Raw genomic sequence first — 18,436 nt, 5'->3', positions numbered from 1 at the left:
CCCAAAAAACCATCAAGAAATTGATTTTAAACAATTTTAAATTAATATCTTGCGCCCATTATGGCGTCCGTCTCCTTGATGGCTCAATAAGTTTTAACCATGCGGTTACCGCATCCAGGCGTCAGACACCTGAGTCCCCAATGGATTTCGCGCCGCATTCAAACGTCAGGCACCTGAATCCCCAATGGATTTCGCGCCGCATCTAGGCGGCAAAAACGTGAATCCCCGGGAGCTTAGTAAACTAAGCAACCGGGGTGAGCGTTTGCAGCCAACAACGAGGCGGTGTGAAAGACCCCGGGGATTCAGCTGCCGTGCAGACGCTTGGCGTCTATCACATCCGGCAGCTGGTTCAGCTTCGCCAGCACCCGGCCCAGCACCTGCTGGTTGTAGATTTCGATATCCATATCGATGGTCGCCATCTGCTTTTTGGTATCGCTGCGGCTGGCGACGCCCAGCACGTTCACCTTCTCGTTGGCGAGGATGGTGGTGATATCGCGCAGCAGGCCGCTGCGATCGTTGGCCATCACCCGCACCACCAGCGAATAGCCGCTGGAGTAGCTTTCCCCCCACACCGCGTCGACGATGCGCTCCGGCGCGTGGGACTGCAGTTCGGTCAGCTGGTCGCAGTCGGCGCGGTGGATGGAGATGCCGCGCCCCTGGGTGATAAAGCCGACGATATCGTCGCCCGGAATCGGCTGGCAGCAGCGGGCGATGTGGTGCATCAGGTTACCGACGCCCTCCACCACCACCCGGCCGTCATCCTTCTTACGGGTGGCCGGCGGCGCCTTGTGCTGCACCAGCTGACGCAGCGCTTCGCGGTCCTGCTCCTCGGCGCTCGGCTTGTTGAACTTGCTCTGCAGGAAGTTCACCATCTGATTGAGGCGGATATCCCCGCCGCCGATCGCCGCCAGCACTTCATCCAGCGAGTTCATGTTGTAACGCGGAACCAGTAGTTTCTCCGCCTCTTTCAGGCTGATGCCGAGGTGCTCCAGTTCGTTGTCCAGCATCTGGCGGCCGGCCAGAATGTTTTTATCGCGATCCTGTTTGCGGAACCAGTTATGGATCTTCGAACGCCCGCGGCTGGTGGTGACGTAGCCGAGGTTCGGGTTCAGCCAGTCGCGGCTCGGGTTCGGCTGCTTCTGGGTGATGATTTCAATCTGGTCGCCCATCTGCAGCTGATAGGTGAACGGCACGATACGCCCGCCAATCTTGGCGCCGATGCAGCGGTGGCCGACGTCGCTGTGAATATGGTAGGCGAAGTCCAGCGGCGTTGAGCCGGCCGGCAGGTCGACCACGTCGCCCTTCGGCGTAAATACGTACACCCGGTCGTCGAACACCTGGCTGCGCACTTCGTCGAGCATTTCGCCGGAGTCGGCCATCTCTTCCTGCCAGGCGATCAGCTTACGCAGCCAGGCGATGCGCTCCTCGTAGCCGGAGCGCACGGTGACGCCGGCGCCCTCTTTGTACTTCCAGTGCGCGGCGACGCCCAGCTCGGCGTCCTCGTGCATCTGGCGGGTACGGATCTGGATTTCGACCGTTTTGCCGCGCGGGCCGAGCACCACGGTATGGATCGACTGATAACCGTTAGGCTTCGGGTTGGCGACATAGTCGTCAAACTCGTCCGGCAGATGGCGGAAATGGGTATGCACGATGCCGAGCGCCGCATAGCAGTCCTGCAGCCGTTCGGCCACGATGCGCACCGCACGCACGTCGAACAGTTCGTCGAACGCCAGCGCCTTTTTCTGCATTTTGCGCCAGATGCTGTAGATATGCTTGGGGCGGCCGTAAATTTCCACCCGGATATCCTCGTCCGCCATCGCCTTGCGCAGCGAGGCGACAAAATCGTCGATAAACTGTTCGCGGTCGATGCGGCGTTCGTGCAGCAGTTTGGCGATGCGCTTGTATTCGTCCGGGTGCAGGTAGCGGAAGCAGAAATCCTCCAGCTCCCACTTCAGCTGGCCGATGCCCAGACGGTTGGCCAGCGGCGCATAGATATTGGAACACTCCTTGGCCGCCAGCACCCGTTCATCTTCCGGCGCGTCCTTCACTTCGCGCAGGTGGGCAATACGCTCCGCCAGCTTGATCACCACGCAGCGGAAATCTTCCACCATCGCCAGGAGCATGCGGCGCACGTTATCGACCTGCTCGGAGCCCATCGAGTCGTTGTGGGTCGCCTTCAACTGACGAATGGCGTCCATATCGCGCACGCCGTGCACCAGCGCAACGATATTGCTGCCGAACACCTCATTCAGGGTCGTTTCCTGCACCAGACCGGCGTCGGCCAGCGGGAACAGCAGCGCCGCGCGCATGCTGTCGTTGTCCATGCTGAGGGTCGAGAGAATTTCCACCATTTCCAGGCCGCGCCCCAGCAGTTTCGGCGCGTCCGGATGGTCTTTGGTCTGTTGTTCGCAATAGCGCCAGGTATCGGCCAGTCGTTCAACGGACTGTGGGTTGGGTAGCCCAAGACCGGCAAGCCACTCGTCAAGAGCGAATTCACCTGCCGTGTTCAAATGTGCACTTCTTACCGCAACCATACCTTCTCCCTACTATGCAGCGACCACAGGCGACCGTTATTCCTGACGAATAAACAGCGCCATTGATTCAAGATGCCCCGTGTGCGGGAACATATCCAGCATACGCACACGCGCAAGACGATAACCAGCGGACAGCAACGCTTTGCTGTCGCGCGCCAGCGTGGTGGGGTTACAGGAAACGTATACCACCCGCGCCGGCGCCAGTTTTACAATATGTGACATCACTCCAGCCGCGCCCGCCCGGGCAGGATCCAACATAACCTTATCAAATCCCTGTTGCGCCCAAGGCTGTCGCTCCACGTCCTCTTCCAGATTCTGATGAAAGAACGACGCATTACTCAGCAAATTCTTATGTGCATTATATTGCCCATTCGCTACCAGCGTGGCAACACCTTCAATGCCGACCACCGCTTTCGCCCGCCGCGCCAGCGGCAGGGTGAAATTGCCCATGCCGCAGAACAGGTCCAGCACCCGATCGTCGGGCTGAATCTCCAGCCACTCCAGCGCCTGCGCCACCATCTGCTGGTTGACCGCATCGTTTACCTGAATAAAGTCGCGCGGACTGAAGTCTAAGCGTAGCCCGTCAACCTGATAATACGGCGCGTCACCGCACAGTTTCTCCAGTTGTTCGCTGTCCGACGCCAAATAAATCGTTACGGCATTTTGCCGGGCAAATGCCAGCAGCGCTTCGCGGTCGGCCGGCCTGAGCGCATCCAAATGGCGCAGCACCAGCAGCGGCCCGTTGTCCGCCAGCACCAGTTCGGCATGCCCCAGACGCTTCACCGCCTGCAGACCGCTCAGGCAGGCGCGCAGCGGCGTCAGCAGCTGCTCCAGCTCCGGCGCCAGCACCGGACAGCGGGTGACCGTCACCAGTTCGCTGGAGCCGGACTGACGAAAGCCCATCTGCAGGGTCTGCTGCTTCGGCTGCCACATCAGCCCCAGACGCGCGCGCCGACGATAGCCGTATTGCGGCCCGGCGATCACCGCTTCCGGCGGCACGCTGACGCCGGTTTCGCGGGCAATCATCCGCCCCAACGCCGCCAATTTGCTTTGCTGCTGCAGGCTTTCATCCGCATGCTGCTGCTGGCAGCCGCCGCAGACGCCAAAGTGCGGACAGCGCGGCTCCACCCGCTGCGGGCTGCGGGTCAGCAGGCGTTTCAGCTTGCCTTTGGCGAACTGACGCTTGTCTTCCGTCAGCTGAATTTCCGCCTGTTCGCCCGGCAGCACGCCCGGGATAAACACCGCTTTACCGTTGTGGCGCGCCACGCCCTGGCCGAAGGGATCGAGGTCGCTCACCGTCACGGTGAAGATTTGTGTGTTCTGCCGGGTCGTCACGCGGCGTTTGGGAGAGTAGAATTGCGCCATAAAATTGTCGGTTGCTGGTTCATTAAGCTAGGATTAGCGCAATTCTCCCACATTGGAATCCCATGACCAAATACAGCCTGCGCGCGCGCATGATGATATTGATTCTGGCCCCTACATTATTGATCGGCCTGCTGCTCAGTACCTTCTTCGTCGTGCACCGTTATAATGAGCTGCAGGAACAGCTGGTGGACGCCGGCGCCAGCATTATCGAGCCGCTCGCCGTCGCCAGCGAATACGGCATGACCTTCCGCAGCCGCGAGTCGGTGCGCCAGCTGGTCAGCCTGCTGCACCGCCGTCACTCCGATATCGTACGCTCCATCACGGTGTTCGACGCGCAGAACAACCTGTTTGTCACCTCCAATTATCACCATAATTTCGCCCAGTTGCAGATCCCGAAAGGTGTGCCATTGCCCACCGATCTGATGCTGACGCGCCGCGGCGACTCGCTGATCCTGCGCACGCCGATCCTGTCGGAGAACCAATATCCCGACGAGTCAGCCGAAAGCAGCGCGCACGGCGACAATAACCTCGGCTATGTGGCCATCGAGCTGGACCTGCAGTCGGTGCGCCTGCAGCAGTACAAAGAGGTGTTTGTCTCCACGCTGCTGTTGCTGCTGTGCATGTGTATCGCCATCCTGTTCGCCTACCGGCTGATGCGCGACGTCACCGGGCCGATCCGCAACATGGTCAACACCGTCGACCGCATCCGCCGCGGCCAGCTCGACAGCCGGGTGGAGGGCTTTATGCTCGGTGAACTGCATATGCTGAAAAACGGCATCAACTCCATGGCGATGTCGCTGACCGCCTATCACGAAGAGATGCAGCAGAATATCGATCAGGCGACGTTCGACCTGCGTGAAACGCTGGAGCAGATGGAGATCCAGAACGTCGAACTGGATCTGGCGAAAAAGCGCGCGCAGGAAGCCGCGCGTATTAAATCCGAGTTTCTGGCCAATATGTCGCACGAGCTGCGCACCCCGCTGAACGGCGTTATCGGCTTTACCCGCCAGATGCTAAAAACCGAGCTGAGCGCCACCCAGAACGACTATCTGCAGACCATCGAGCGCTCGGCAAACAACCTGCTGACCATCATCAACGACGTGCTGGACTTCTCCAAGCTGGAGGCCGGCAAGCTGGTGCTGGAGCACATCCCGTTCGCGCTGCGCGAAACGCTGGATGAAGTGATCGTACTGCTGGCGCCGTCCGCCCATGAAAAAGGGCTGGAGCTGACGCTCGACGTCCACAACGACGTGCCGGAGCAGGTGATCGGCGACTCGCTGCGCCTGCAGCAGGTGATCACCAACCTGCTGGGCAACGCGGTCAAATTTACCGAAACCGGCAATATCGATATCCGGGTGGAGCTGCGCAACCAGCTGGAGCATCAGGTCGAGCTGGAGGTGCAGATCCACGACACCGGCATCGGCATCTCCGAACGCCAGCAGTCGCAGCTGTTCCAGGCGTTCCGCCAGGCGGACGCCAGCATCTCGCGCCGCCACGGCGGCACCGGCCTCGGGCTGGTCATCACCCAGAAGCTGGTGAAAGAGATGAACGGCGATATCTGTTTCCACAGCCAGCTCAACCGCGGCTCTACCTTCTGGTTCCATATTACCCTGGACCTGAATGAAGATATGCTGACCCGCCAGCCGTGCCTGCCGGAACTGAGCGGCAAGACGCTGGCCTATATCGAATCCAACCCGACGGCGGCGCAGGCGACGCTGAATATGCTTAACGCCACGCCGCTGGTCGTCACCCATTCGCCGACCCTCGGCCAGCTGCCCGGCGATAATTACGACTTTATGCTGGTGGGCGTGCCGATCCCGTTCCGCGACAACATGGCGCAGCATCAGGACAAACTGCTGAAGGCGCTCAACTACGCCGGACGGGTGATTCTGGCCCTGCCGTACCAGTCGCAGATCGACGCCGAACTGCTGAAAGAACAGGGCGCGGTGGGCTGCCTGGTCAAGCCGATCACCAGCACCCGCCTGTTCCCGCTGCTGCGCATGGAAACGCCGCGTCAGGAGCTGGCCGCCCCGGCGCGCAACCGCCTGCCGCTGACCGTGATGGCGGTGGACGACAACCCGGCCAACCTGAAGCTGATCGGCACCCTGCTGGCGGAACAGGTGGAAAAAACGCTGCTGTGCGAAAGCGGCGAAGAGGCCATTGCGCTGGCGCGCGACAACGTGCTGGATCTGATTCTGATGGATATCCAGATGCCGAATATCGACGGCATCCGCACCAGCGAGCTGATCCGCCAGCTGCCGCACCATAACTCCACGCCGATCGTCGCGGTCACCGCCCATGCGGTCAGCGGCGAACGCGAGCATCTGCTGCAGGCCGGCATGGACGACTATCTGGCGAAGCCGATCGACGAAGCGATGCTGACCCGCGTCCTGTCGCGCTACCACAGCGGCGCGCAGGAGGCAGAGGCCGCGACGCCGCCGGCGAACGCGGAGCCGCTGGCGTCGCTGGACTGGTCGCTGGCACTACGTCAGGCGGCCAATAAGCAGGATCTGGCGCGCGATCTGCTGCAAATGCTGCTCGACTTCCTGCCGCAGGTGAGAGAACGGGTGCAGGCGGTGCTGGACGGCGCGCAGGACGATACGCTGCTGGATCTGATCCACAAACTGCACGGCAGCTGCAGCTACAGCGGCGTGCCGCGGCTGAAACAGCTCTGCTTCTACATTGAACAGCAGCTGCGTCAGGGCGTCGCCATCGGCGATCTGGAGCCGGAGTGGCTGGAACTGCTGGATGAAATCGAACTGGTCAGCGAAGCGGCCAGAAAACACCTGGGCTAAGCGTCAGCGTGCGGCCTCTCCCCCACAGGAAGAGGCCGCCGTTACTGCCCCTGCGCCATCTTCAGCGTCGCGGCGATATTGCGCGCCGTCGCCCGCACGTTGTCGGCGGCGTCATGCAGCGCCTCCTCCAGCGTGCAGATGCGGTACAGCACGCTGAACACCGCGTCCACCCCGTGCTGATGCACCACGCCGACGTCGTCGCTCAGGCTGCCGGCGATGCCGATCACCGGCTTGCCGTAGCGTTTGGCGACCCGCGCCACGCCAATCGGCACCTTGCCTTTGATGCTCTGGCTGTCGATGCGCCCTTCGCCGGTGATCACCAGCGTCGCGTCGCGCACCAGCGCGTCCAGCCCCAGCGCCTCGGTGACGATCTCAATCCCCTGACGCAGTTCCGCCCGGCAAAACGCCAGCAGTCCGGCTCCCATGCCGCCGGCCGCACCGGCGCCGGGCACCTGCTCCACGTCCACCCCCAGCGTGCGCTTGATCACCTGCGCATAATGGCCCAGCGCGCCGTCCAGCTCCGCCACCATCTGCGGCGTCGCTCCCTTCTGCGGGCCGAAAATGGCGGAAGCGCCCTCCGGGCCGGTCAGCGGGTTGGTCACATCACAAGCCACCTCAAACCGGCAGCGGCCGATACGCGCATCCAGCCGGCTGAGGTCGATCTGCGCCAGCGTCGCCAGCGCGGCGCCGCCGAAACCGATCTCCTCGCCGCGCTCATCCAGCAGCCGCGCCCCCAGCGCCTGCACCATGCCGGCGCCGCCGTCATTGGTCGCACTGCCGCCAATGCCGATAATGCAGTGCCTGACGCCGTGCTCCAGCGCGCAGCGGATCAGCTCTCCGGTGCCGTAGGAGGTGGTTTTCAGCGGGTTGCGCTGCCCGGCGGGCAGCCGCTCCAGCCCGCTGGCCGCCGCCATCTCGATAAACGCGCTGCGTCCGTCGCCGGACAGGCCGAAAAACGCCGGCGTGACCTCACCGAGCGGCCCGGTCACATCTACCGTGATAATCCGCCCGCCGGTCGCCGCCACCATCGCTTCCACCGTTCCTTCCCCGCCGTCGGCCAGCGGCAGTTTAACGAACTCCGCGGCGGGGAAAATCTCGCGGAATCCCTCCTCAATGCAGTTGGCCACCGCCAGCGCGGATAAACTCTCTTTATATGAATCCGGCGCGATCACTATTTTCATAAGCTGCCTGCGCAATCCCTAACTGGTGACTTGGACTTTAGCCAATTTCTCGTAATAGCAGGCTAAAGCGCTGTGATCCGCCCCGCCCAGATCGTCGACCCGCAGCGCCTGCATCATCTCCATCACCGCCGAGGTCAGCGGCAGCTGCGCACCGATGCCGTGCGAGGTGTCCAGCGCGTTGGCCAGATCCTTGATATGCAATTCGATGCGGAACCCCGGTTTGAAATTGCGCGCCAGCACCATCGGCGCCTTGGCGTCCAGCACCGTGCTGCCCGCCAGCCCGCCGCGGATCGCCTGATAGACCCGCTCCGGGTCGACGCCGGCCTTGGTCGCCAGCACCAGCGCTTCCGACATCGCGGCGATGTTCAGCGCGACGATCACCTGGTTTGCCAGTTTGGTCACGTTGCCGGCGCCGATCTCGCCGGTATGCACCACCGAGCCGGCCATCGCTTTCATCACCTCATAGCAGCGGTCAAACACCGCCTTCTCGCCGCCGACCATCACCGACAGCGTGCCGTCAATCGCCTTCGGCTCGCCGCCGCTGACCGGCGCATCCAGCATCGCCACCTGCTTTTCCGCCAGTCTGGCGCTGATTTCCCGGCTGGCCAGCGGCGCGATCGAACTCATATCGATCACCACCGTGCCCGGCCGGGCGCCTTCGATCACGCCGTTTTCCCCCAGCACTACCTCCTGCACCTGCGGCGAGTTGGGCAGCATGGTGATCACGATGTCGCACTGCGCCGCAACCGCCTTCGGCGTATCGGCGCTCTCCGCGCCCAGCTCGGTCAGTTCCGCGGTGGTAGCCGCCCGATGATTCAGCACCACCAGCGCATAGCCGGCTTTCAGCAGGTTCTTGCTCATCGGTTTGCCCATAATGCCCAGGCCGATAAATCCAATTTTCATCTTCTGCTCCTTATTTCACACCAGATTTAAAACGGTCGCACAGCGCCTGCGTCGCACCACGCAGCACGCCCAGATCGCTGCCGACGGCGACAAAGGTCGCGCCCCACTCCAGGTAGCGGCGCGCATCGGCTTCGGCCGGCGCCAGAATGCCGCTCGGTTTGCCCGCCTCCGCCGCGCGCGCAAAGATATGCCGGATCGCCGCCTGTACCTCCGGATGGTTCGGCTGGCCGAGATAGCCCAGCGCGGCGGACAGATCGCCCGGGCCGACGAAAATGCCGTCGACGCCGTCCACCGCCGCGATGGCGTCCAGATGGTCGATGCCCGCCTGCGATTCGATCTGCACCAGCACGCTGATATGGTCATTCACGGTGCTGAAGTAATCGCTGACCGTGCCGTAGCCGTTGCTGCGGTGGGAGACCGACACGCCGCGGATGCCGGCCGGCGGGTAGCGCGTCGACGCCACCGCCTGCAATGCCTGCTCTTCGCTCTCGACAAACGGGATCAGAAAGTTAAAAAAACCGATATCCAGCAGGCGCTTGATAATCACCGGTTCATTGCAGGGCGGCCGCACCACCGCCGCGCTGCTGCTGCCCTTCAGCGCCATCAGCTGCGGCACAAAGGTGGTGATATCATTCGGCGCATGCTCGCCGTCCAGCACCAGCCAGTCGAAACCGGCCAGTCCCAGCACTTCGGTCGAGATCGGATTGCCCAGCGCCGACCAACAGCCGATCAGGGTTTCCCCCTGCTGCAGAGACTGACGAAAGCGGTTGTGACAACGGTTCATGGCGTATCCTTTACGTTAAGAGAGTGAAAAGACGGTTTAGCGCACCAGGCACGGGCGTTTGTTATCGAAGTCCCAGCCCGGCACCAGATACTGCATGCCCATGGCGTCATCACGCGCGCCGAGGCCGTGGGTTTTATACAGCTCATGCGCCTTCATCAGGCGATCGTGGTCCAGCTCAATGCCCAGCCCCGGCTTCTGCGGCACCGCCACGCGGCCGCCGGCGATGGTCAGCGGCTCGCGCGTCAGACGCTGGTTGCCCTCCTGCCAGATCCAGTGGGTATCGATGGCGGTGATATCGCCCGGCGCGGCGGCGGCCACGTGGGTGAACATCGCCAGCGAGATGTCAAAGTGGTTGTTGGAGTGGGATCCCCAGGTCAGGCCGAACTCGTGACACAGCTGCGCCACCCGCACCGATCCCTGCATCGTCCAGAAGTGCGGATCCGCCAGCGGAATATCCACCGACTGCAGCTGCAGCGTATGGTGCATCTGGCGCCAGTCGGTGGCGATCATATTGGTGGCGGTCGGCAGGCCAGTGGCGCGGCGGAACTCCGCCATCACTTCACGGCCGGAGAAGCCCTGCTCGGCGCCGCACGGATCCTCGGCGTAGGCCAGCACGTGGCGCAGCCGCTGGCCCAGCCGGATCGCCTCTGCCAGCGACCAGGCGCCGTTGGGATCGAGCGTAATGCGCGCCTGCGGGAAACGCTCCGCCAGCGCGGTGACCGCGTCGGCCTCCTCGTCGCCGGCCAGCACGCCGCCTTTCAGTTTGAAGTCGTTAAAGCCGTATTTCTCGTAGGCGGCTTCCGCCAGGCGCACCACCGCCTGCGGCGTCAGCGCCTCTTCATGGCGCAGCCGGTACCAGTCGCAGGCGTCGTCCGGCTGGCTCTGATACGGCAGCGGGGTTTTCCGGCGGTCGCCGATGTAGAACAGATAGCCGAGCATCTCCACCGACTCGCGCTGCTGCCCGTCCCCCAGCAGCGCCGCCACCGGCACCTCCAGGAACTGCCCCAGCAGATCGAGCATCGCCGCTTCGATGCCGGTCACCACGTGGATAGTGGTGCGCAGGTCAAACGTCTGCTGGCCGCGGCCCGCCGCATCGCGATCGGCGAAGCGCTGACGCACCGCCGTCATCACATTTTTATATTCGCCGAGCGTTTTCCCCACCACCAGCGGCTGCGCGTCCTCCAGCGTCTGGCGAATCTTTTCGCCGCCCGGCACTTCGCCGACGCCGGTATGGCCGGCGTTATCCTGCAAAATGACGATATTACGGGTGAAAAACGGCGCGTGGGCGCCGCTCAGATTCAGCAGCATGCTGTCATGGCCGGCAACCGGCACCACCTGCATGGCGATAATCTTTGGAGCGCTGTGAAACGTGGTCATAAGTCTGTCCTTTCAGAGTGAAATCAACGGCCGAACGCCGGGCGCTGGCGGTCAAAGCGCCAGCCGGGCACCAGGTACTGCATCGCCAACGCATCGTTGCGCGCCCCGCTCGGCAGCGTCTGGTGCAGCCGGTGCGCCTGTTCCAGCGCCTGCCAGTCCAGCTCAATGCCGAGGCCCGGCGCGTCAGGCAGCGCAATGCTGCCGTCGACGATTTGCAATGGGTTTTTGGTCAGATGCTGGCCTTCCTGCCAGATCCAGTGGGTGTCGATAGCGGTCGGGTGGCCCGGCGCCGCCGCGCCGACGTGGGTAAACATCGCCAGCGAGATATCGAAGTGATTATTGGAGTGGCAGCCCCAGGTCAGCCCCCATTCATCGCACAGCTGCGCCACCCGCACCGCGCCGGACATCGTCCAGAAGTGCGGATCCGCCAACGGGATATCCACCGCCTGCAGCTGCGTGGCGTGACGCATCTCCCGCCAGTTGGTGGCGATCATATTGGTCGCCACCGGCAGCCCGGTCGCCCGACGAAACTCCGCCATCACTTCGCGGCCGGAAAAGCCCTGCTCCGCGCCGCACGGATCTTCCGCATAGCTCAGGATGCCGTTCATGCCCCGGCACAGCGCGATGGCCTCATCCAGCCGCCAGGCGCCGTTGGGATCGACGGTGATGCGCGCCTGCGGGAAGCGCTGCGCCAGCGCGCGCACCGCCTCGATCTCCTGCTCGCCCGGCAGTACGCCGCCCTTGAGTTTGAAATCCTTAAAGCCGTAGCGATCCTGCACCGCCGCCGCCAGCTCGACGATCGCCGCCGCGTCCATCGCCGCCTGATGGCGCAGGTGATACCACGGGTGGCCGCCCTGCTCGCCGGCCTGATACGGCAAATCGGTGCGCCGGCGGTCGCCGATATAGAACAGATAGCCCAATACTGTCACCGCATCGCGCTGTTTGCCGGGGCCGAGCAGCTCCGCCACCGGTACGCCGAGACATTGCCCCAGCAGATCGAGCAGCGCGGCCTCCAGCGCCGCCACCGCATTGACCCGCAGCTCAAACGTCCAGGCGCCGCTGCCGAAGGCGTCGAAATCCGCCGACTGGTTACCGCCGTGCAGCGCGTGCACCAGGCTGTTCATCCGCGCCACCTGCTGCCCCACCACCTGCGGCATCGCCGCCGTCAGGGTCTGGTAAATCACCTCGCCGCCCGGCGCTTCGCCCACGCCGGTGTGGCCGGCGCTGTCGGTCAGCACCACGATATTGCGGGTAAAATAGGCGCCGTGGGCGCCGCCGATATTCAGCAGCATGCTGTCATAGCCGGCGACCGGGATCACGCGCATGGCGGTGATGGTTGGCGTACTCTGCGTATCGCTCATCATGCCTCCCGCGTCACTGGTTGCAGTTCGATGCGTTTGATTTCACCGACGATAAACAGATAGCTGACCACCGCCAGCAGCGCATGGATACCAACGTACAGCAGCGCGCCGTTGAATGAGCCGGTGGTGCCGATGATGTAGCCGATGGCGATCGGCGTAACGATGCCGGAAATATTGCCGAACATATTGAACAGCCCGCCGCTCAGGCCGCTGATCTCCTTCGGCGCGGTATCGGCCATCACCGCCCAGCCCAGCGCCCCCAGCCCCTTGCCGAAGAACGCCACCGCCATAATGCCGACCACCATCCATTCGGCACTCACGTAGTTACAGAAAATCATCGACATCGACAGCAGCATGCCGATCACGATCGGCGCCTTGCGCGAGAAGGTCAGCGAGTTGGTGCGGCGCATCAGATAGTCGGAGATCACCCCGCCCAGCACGCCGCCGGCAAAGCCGCAGATGGCCGGCACCGAGGCGACAAAGCCGGCTTTCAGGATCGACATGCCGCGCGCCTGCACCAGATAGACCGGGAACCAGGTGATAAAGAAGTAGGTCAGCGCGTTGATGCAGTACTGGCCGATATAGACGCCGACCATCATGCGCGAGCGCAGCAGCTGTTTGATCTGCTGCCATTTCTCACCTTTCACCGGCTGCGCCTGCGGCTGTTGCTGATCCATATTGGTCAACGCGCCGCCGGCCTCGATATAGTCGAGTTCAGCCTGATTGATGCGCGGATGATCCTTCGGGTTGTGCACCACCTTCAGCCAGACAAAGCTCAGTACGATCCCCAGCCCGCCCATAAAGAAGAACACGTGCGACCAACCGACGGCGTGCGTCAGCCAGCCCATAATCGGCGCGAAGATCACCGTGGCGAAATACTGCGCCGAGTTGAAAATCGCCACCGCGGTGCCGCGCTCATGGGCGGGGAACCAGGCGGCGACGATGCGGCTGTTGCCCGGGAACGACGGCGCCTCCGCCAGCCCGACCAGAAAACGCAGGGCGAACAGCGCCACCACAATGCCGAAGCCGCTGAAGATATCGACAAAGCCCTGCAGCAGGGTGAACAGCGACCAGATAAAGATGCTCCAGAAATAGACGCGCTTTGAACCGAAGCGGTCGAGCAGCCAGCCGCCGGGGATCTGGCCGATAACATACGCCCAGGAAAAGGCGGAGAAGATATAGCCCATCCCGACCGGATCCAGCCCGATATCCTGAGCCATTGACGAGCCGGCGATCGACAGCGTAGCGCGGTCGCCGTAGTTGAATGACGTGACGATAAACAGCATCACCACAATCCAATAGCGCGTATTGGTTCTTTTTATTGCGCCGGTTGCGGAACTGATTGTTGACATGGTGTTCTCCTGAATCTAGCGGGTGCTATCTTCATCCTGAACTGCATGAATATCTCAGAACGAATATGGGTTGAATTAAATAAACCTCACCTGTGAGCAGTGCGATTAATTCCGTTGCGGTAATATCAAAGCCCAATAATTTTGCTCTGCGAAAAGTATATGCAGCTCATTTACGAAGCTCATCGGGCAATATTCCAAGGATCGGCACGATATGGCCGTTAGTTTGGGGCATCTGCCCAAGATAACGCCGGACGGCTCACGAAACCCCGCCGGGCCGTGATCGGCCTCACGCGCCGTTGGCGCAATGCCAAAGAATTGAGCGCCGTCGCCGCGTAATACCGGTCATTTGCATAATGTCGCCGTCTGATAGCTAAACCTATACTGATTAGGTGAGCACATCTGCCGATTAATCTCGCAGCAAAAATAATAATGAAGGCAAGTGAGGTTGGAATGTCTGAAATAAATACCCGTCACGACGCGCCGTTATATATAAAGGTTCACGCCAATGATAATGTCGCCATCGTGGTTAATCCGCAGGGATTAGCCAAAGGAACGCTATTTCCCTGCGGCTTACGGTTAATTGAACACGTGCCGCAGGGACACAAGACGGCATTAATTAATATCGCCGCCGGCGAGGCGATTATTCGCTACGGCGAGACGATCGGCTATGCGCAGCGCGATATCCTGCGCGGCGGCTGGATTGATGAATCGCTGGTCACGCTGCCGGCGGCGCCGGCGCTGGACAGCCTGCCGCTGGCTAACCGCGTGCCGCCGCCATTACCGCCGCTTGAGGGCTACACCTTCGACGGCTACCGCAACGCCGACGGCAGCGTCGGCACGAAAAACCTGCTGGGGATTACCACCAGCGTGCACTGCGTCGCCGGCGTGGTCGACTTCGTGGTGAAAATCATCGAACGCGACCTGCTGCCGCAATACCCTAACGTGGACGGCGTGGTGGCGCTGAATCACCTTTACGGCTGCGGCGTCGCCATCAACGCGCCCGCCGCGGTGGTGCCGATCCGCACCATCCATAATCTGGCGCTTAACCCCAATTTCGGCGGCGAGGTGATGGTGGTCGGCCTCGGCTGCGAAAAACTGCAGCCGGAGCGGCTGCTGCAGGGCACCCCGGATGTGCAGCCAATTTCGCTGGACGCCGGGCAGATCGTGCGTCTGCAGGATGAGAAGCATATCGGCTTTAAATCGATGGTAGACGATATTCTGGCGCTGGCGGAACGGCATCTGCGCAAGCTCAATCAGCGCCGACGCGAGCCTTGCCCGGCGTCAGAGCTGGTGGTCGGTATGCAGTGCGGCGGCAGCGACGCTTTCTCCGGCGTCACCGCCAACCCGGCGGTGGGCTTCGCCTCCGATCTGCTGGTGCGCTGCGGCGCGACGGTAATGTTCTCGGAAGTGACGGAGGTGCGTGACGCCATTCATCTGCTGACGCCGCGCGTCGCCGACCAGGAAGTGGGCCGGCGCCTGCTGGAGGAGATGCGCTGGTACGACGATTACCTCAGTCAGGGCCAGACCGACCGCAGCGCCAATCCATCGCCCGGCAATAAAAAAGGCGGGCTGGCGAACGTGGTGGAAAAGGCGCTGGGGTCGATCGCCAAGTCCGGCGCCAGCGCGATTGTCGAAGTGCTCTCCCCCGGCCAGCGCCCGAGCAGGCGCGGCCTGATCTTCGCCGCCACGCCCGCCAGCGACTTCGTCTGCGGCACCCAGCAGCTGGCCTCCGGCATCACTCTGCAGGTGTTCACCACCGGGCGCGGCACGCCGTACGGCCTGACCGCCGTGCCGGTCATCAAAATGGCGACCCACAGCGCGCTGGCCGAGCGCTGGCACGATCTGATGGATATCGACGCCGGCAGCATCGCCAAGGGCGAGGCCACCATCGAGCAGGTGGGCTGGCAGCTGTTTGAGCTGATATTGGCCATCGCCAGCGGGCGCAAGAAAACCTGGTCGGATCGATGGGGATTACATAATGCGCTGGCGGTGTTCAACCCGGCGCCGGTCACCTGAGCTATTCGTCCAGCTGCAGGCCGATATACAGCAGCAAGCGGGCGTCAAAGCTCGACAGGTTGAGGCCGGTCAGTTCGGAGATGCGGTTCAGGCGGTATTCCAGCGTGTTGCGGTGAATGTACAGCGCCTTGGCGGTGGCGCTCGGCTGCACGTTATTCAAAAACCAGGCGCTGAGGGTGCGCCGCAGCAGGCCGTTGCCGTCCATCGCCTTCAGGCGCGCCAGCGGCCTGACCAGCTCGTCCGCCTGCCAGCCGCCGCGCAGGCTGTCTAACAGCACCGGCAGCATTAAATCCTGGTAGTAGTAGGCGCGCTGCTCGAACATGCGCTGCTTGCCCACCGCCATGGTGGTGCGCGCGGTGCGGTAGGAGCGGGCGATACTGCCCGGCCCGGTAAAGTAATTGCCCAGCGCCACCCGCACCCGCAGGCGGCTGCTCTCTTTCATGCGCGACAACAGGTTTTCCACCCGGCGGCGGTGGTCTTCGGCGTCCCAGCGGCCGTGGCCGTTAAGCGCCGGCTTCAGCACCACCATTTCACTGAGCGAGACGATGGCTATCAGGTTGTCGCGCTCCGGCAGCGTCAGCAGCGCCTGCAGCTGCTGCAGTTCCGCCATTGCGCTGTCGACGCCCAGCTGCCCGCTGTCCACCTCAACCACCGCCGCCACGCGCGGCTCCTCCGGATCGATACCCAGCCGCTGCGCCCACTCCATCAGCGCCGGCGACAGCGCCTCCGCGCGGATCAGGTTCAGCACCAGCTCTTCGCGGAAGCGGCTGTCCTGCGCCAGCAGGTGCATCAGCCGCGCCTGCTCCAGCATCATTTCGGCCGCCATGCACACCAGTTCGCCGTATTGGCGCAGCTGCGCCGGATTTCCGGTCAGGCCGATAACCCCGACGATGCTGCCGTCGATGCGCAGCGGCAGATTGATGCCCGGCCGCACGCCGTGCAGATGGCGGGCCACGGCCTCATCGATATCCACCACCCGGGCCTGCGACAGTACCAGCAGCGCCCCTTCGTGCAGCTCGCCGACCCGCTCACGGTCGCCGCTGCCGATGATTCTGCCGCGCGCGTCCATCACATTGACGTTGCCGTCAATGATTTGCATGGTGCGCGCCACGATTTCCTGCGCCAGCTTGCCGTCAAGATGGTATTCCGCCATTCAATTCGCCCCAACCCGATTTTAGATAATCGCCCAGCATACCGACGCGCCGGGAGCGGCACATTGTGCAGATGCCCAAAGCGTTTCGGCAGCGCCGGGAGTTGTGGCAGGCTTCACAATTTAGCAACACGAAAAAGGCACGCCGCAGCGTGCCTGTTTGAGAAGAGAACGGAGACAGATTACTGCATCAGCAGGTACAGCGTGCTGTCGCCGCGCAGGATGTTCAGCGCCAGAACCGGCGGCTTGCTGTCGATGATTTTGCGCAGCTCGCCCAGGTTCTGCACCGGCTGCTGGTTGACCCCCAGGATCACGTCGCCTTTCTTCAGGCCGATGCTGGCGGCGGCGCTGCCGGCCTTCACGCTGTCAACCCTGACCCCTTTATGGTTGCCGGCCTGCACGTTGCTCAGTTCGGCCCCCTCGATGCCGGCGTTGATATTGCCGGCGTCGACCTGCGTCTGTTTGCTCTGCTCCAGCGTCACATCCACGGTCACCGGCTTGCCGTCGCGGATAATCCCCAGCGACATTTTACTGCCGGCCGGCAACGTGCCGATCTGCGCGCGGAACGAGGCGAAGCTGGAGATGGCTTTACCGTTCATGGTCACGATCACATCGCCCGCCTTGATGCCCGCCTTGGCGGCAGAGGACTTCGGCATCACCTGGCTGACAAAGGCGCCGCGCTGGGCGTCAACCTTCATCGCCTGCGCCAGCTCCGAGTTCAGCTCGGTGCCCATAATCCCCAGCTCGCCGCGTTTGACCTGGCCGTATTGCACCATCTGCGCCGTCAGGCTTTTCACCATATTGCTCGGAATGGCGAAGCCAATACCGATATTGCCGCCGTCCGGCGCCAGGATCGCGGTGTTGATGCCGATCAGCTCGCCGTTCAGGTTCACCAGCGCACCGCCGGAGTTACCGCGGTTGATCGCCGCATCGGTCTGGATAAAGTTTTCGTAGTTTTCCAGGTTCAGGCCGCTGCGCCCCAGCGCCGAAACGATGCCGGAAGTGGCGGTTTCACCCAGACCGTAAGGGTTGCCGATCGCCACCGTGTAGTCGCCGACCCGCAGCCGATCGGAATCCGCCATTTTGATCGCGGTGAGGTTCTTGAAGTTCTTCAGCTGGATCAGCGCAATATCGGAACGCGGATCCTTACCGATGATCTTGGCATCAAAGCGGCGGCCGTCGCTCAGCTGCACCTGGATCTTGTTGGCGTTGTCCACCACGTGGTTGTTGGTCACCACGTAGCCCTTCGCCGCATCGATCACCACCCCGGCCCCCAGCGCCTTAAAGCTCTCTTTGGCGCTCTCACCGCCCGCCCCGCCCTGACACATCGGCGAGCCCTGGAACGGCGATCCATCCTGACAGAACGGCGAATCCTCGCCAAAGAACTGCTGGAACTGCTGCGGCATACGCGGCGTATTAACGGCGGCGCTGCCTTCCACGTTGATGCTGACCACCGACGGCATCACCTTTTCCAGCATCGGCGCCAGGCTTGGCAACTGCGTCGACGGCGTGCTGGCGGAGGCCGTCTCTGCGGCGGAAGCGTTTGCCGGGCCAAGGGCCATGCCCATACTGAAAGCCAGGGCGCTCAGAACTAATGCGGTTTTTTTCATCTGTGTGT

12 protein-coding genes are annotated in these 18,436 nt (G+C 62.7%); 2 read left to right on the top strand and 10 right to left on the bottom strand.

Features of this window, described 5'->3' with window-relative positions; genetic code table 11:
- Nucleotides 1–302 precede the first annotated feature (302 nt).
- Together relA and rlmD are read right to left on the bottom strand one after the other, a co-directional pair.
- Nucleotides 303–2,534, bottom strand: coding sequence for a GTP diphosphokinase (gene relA, locus I6G83_RS10760; RefSeq protein ID WP_054305134.1), 2,232 nt, complete (start codon nt 2,532–2,534; stop codon nt 303–305).
- Between the two features lie 36 nt (nt 2,535–2,570).
- Complete coding sequence (gene rlmD, locus I6G83_RS10755; protein WP_015670954.1) at nt 2,571–3,899, bottom strand: 23S rRNA (uracil(1939)-C(5))-methyltransferase RlmD; 1,329 nt, start codon at nt 3,897–3,899, stop codon at nt 2,571–2,573.
- Between the two features lie 62 nt (nt 3,900–3,961).
- On the opposite strand from rlmD, the gene barA reads away from it, so the two are divergent.
- Nucleotides 3,962–6,694 carry a two-component sensor histidine kinase BarA gene (gene barA, locus I6G83_RS10750; RefSeq protein WP_054305133.1) on the top strand — a complete coding sequence of 911 codons (2,733 nt, stop codon included), beginning with the start codon at nt 3,962–3,964 and terminating at the stop codon, nt 6,692–6,694.
- Between the two features lie 41 nt (nt 6,695–6,735).
- Here the strand turns inward: barA and I6G83_RS10745 are convergent, their stop codons facing one another.
- Genes I6G83_RS10745 through I6G83_RS10720 form a run of 6 tightly spaced genes read right to left on the bottom strand, consistent with a single transcriptional unit; the run spans nt 6,736 to nt 13,652 of the window.
- Nucleotides 6,736–7,875 (bottom strand): glycerate kinase, encoded by a 1,140-nt coding sequence (locus I6G83_RS10745; protein ID WP_054305132.1) that lies wholly within the window; start codon nt 7,873–7,875, stop codon nt 6,736–6,738.
- 18 nt (nt 7,876–7,893) lie between these two features.
- Nucleotides 7,894–8,778, bottom strand: coding sequence for a 2-hydroxy-3-oxopropionate reductase (gene garR / locus I6G83_RS10740; RefSeq protein ID WP_054305131.1), 885 nt, complete (start codon nt 8,776–8,778; stop codon nt 7,894–7,896).
- Between the two features lie 10 nt (nt 8,779–8,788).
- The gene (gene garL / locus I6G83_RS10735; protein ID WP_054305130.1) at nt 8,789–9,562 is read right to left on the bottom strand and encodes a 2-dehydro-3-deoxyglucarate aldolase; all 774 of its coding nucleotides are present in this window, start codon (nt 9,560–9,562) and stop codon (nt 8,789–8,791) included.
- A gap of 36 nt (nt 9,563–9,598) precedes the next feature.
- Complete coding sequence (gene gudD, locus I6G83_RS10730) at nt 9,599–10,939, bottom strand: glucarate dehydratase (RefSeq protein WP_054305129.1); 1,341 nt, start codon at nt 10,937–10,939, stop codon at nt 9,599–9,601.
- A 23-nt stretch (nt 10,940–10,962) separates the two neighbouring features.
- The gene (locus I6G83_RS10725) at nt 10,963–12,300 is read right to left on the bottom strand and encodes an enolase C-terminal domain-like protein (RefSeq protein ID WP_054305128.1); all 1,338 of its coding nucleotides are present in this window, start codon (nt 12,298–12,300) and stop codon (nt 10,963–10,965) included.
- The gene (locus I6G83_RS10720) at nt 12,300–13,652 is read right to left on the bottom strand and encodes an MFS transporter (protein WP_054305127.1); all 1,353 of its coding nucleotides are present in this window, start codon (nt 13,650–13,652) and stop codon (nt 12,300–12,302) included. The genes I6G83_RS10725 and I6G83_RS10720 overlap by 1 nt, the downstream gene beginning before the upstream one ends.
- Before the next feature lie 450 nt (nt 13,653–14,102).
- Here I6G83_RS10720 and garD point away from each other — a divergent pair, with 450 nt between their 5' ends.
- A complete protein-coding gene (garD, locus tag I6G83_RS10715; RefSeq protein ID WP_054305126.1) occupies nt 14,103–15,668 on the top strand; it encodes a galactarate dehydratase in 1,566 nt (521 codons plus the stop codon).
- 1 nt (nt 15,669) lies between these two features.
- Here the strand turns inward: garD and I6G83_RS10710 are convergent, their stop codons facing one another.
- Both I6G83_RS10710 and degP read right to left on the bottom strand, forming a co-directional pair.
- Nucleotides 15,670–16,821: a CdaR family transcriptional regulator gene (locus I6G83_RS10710; RefSeq protein WP_054305125.1), complete on the bottom strand. Its 1,152-nt coding sequence runs from the start codon at nt 16,819–16,821 to the stop codon at nt 15,670–15,672.
- 179 nt (nt 16,822–17,000) lie between these two features.
- Nucleotides 17,001–18,428, bottom strand: coding sequence for a serine endoprotease DegP (gene degP, locus I6G83_RS10705; protein ID WP_062779161.1), 1,428 nt, complete (start codon nt 18,426–18,428; stop codon nt 17,001–17,003).
- Between the last annotated feature and the right edge of the window lie 8 nt (nt 18,429–18,436).

This window comes from Serratia rubidaea, from assembly GCF_016026735.1.
Taxonomy (GTDB): domain Bacteria; phylum Pseudomonadota; class Gammaproteobacteria; order Enterobacterales; family Enterobacteriaceae; genus Serratia_B; species Serratia_B rubidaea.
The sequence above is the reverse complement of the archived record's forward strand: the minus strand, read 5'-3'. Positions and strand labels throughout refer to the sequence as shown.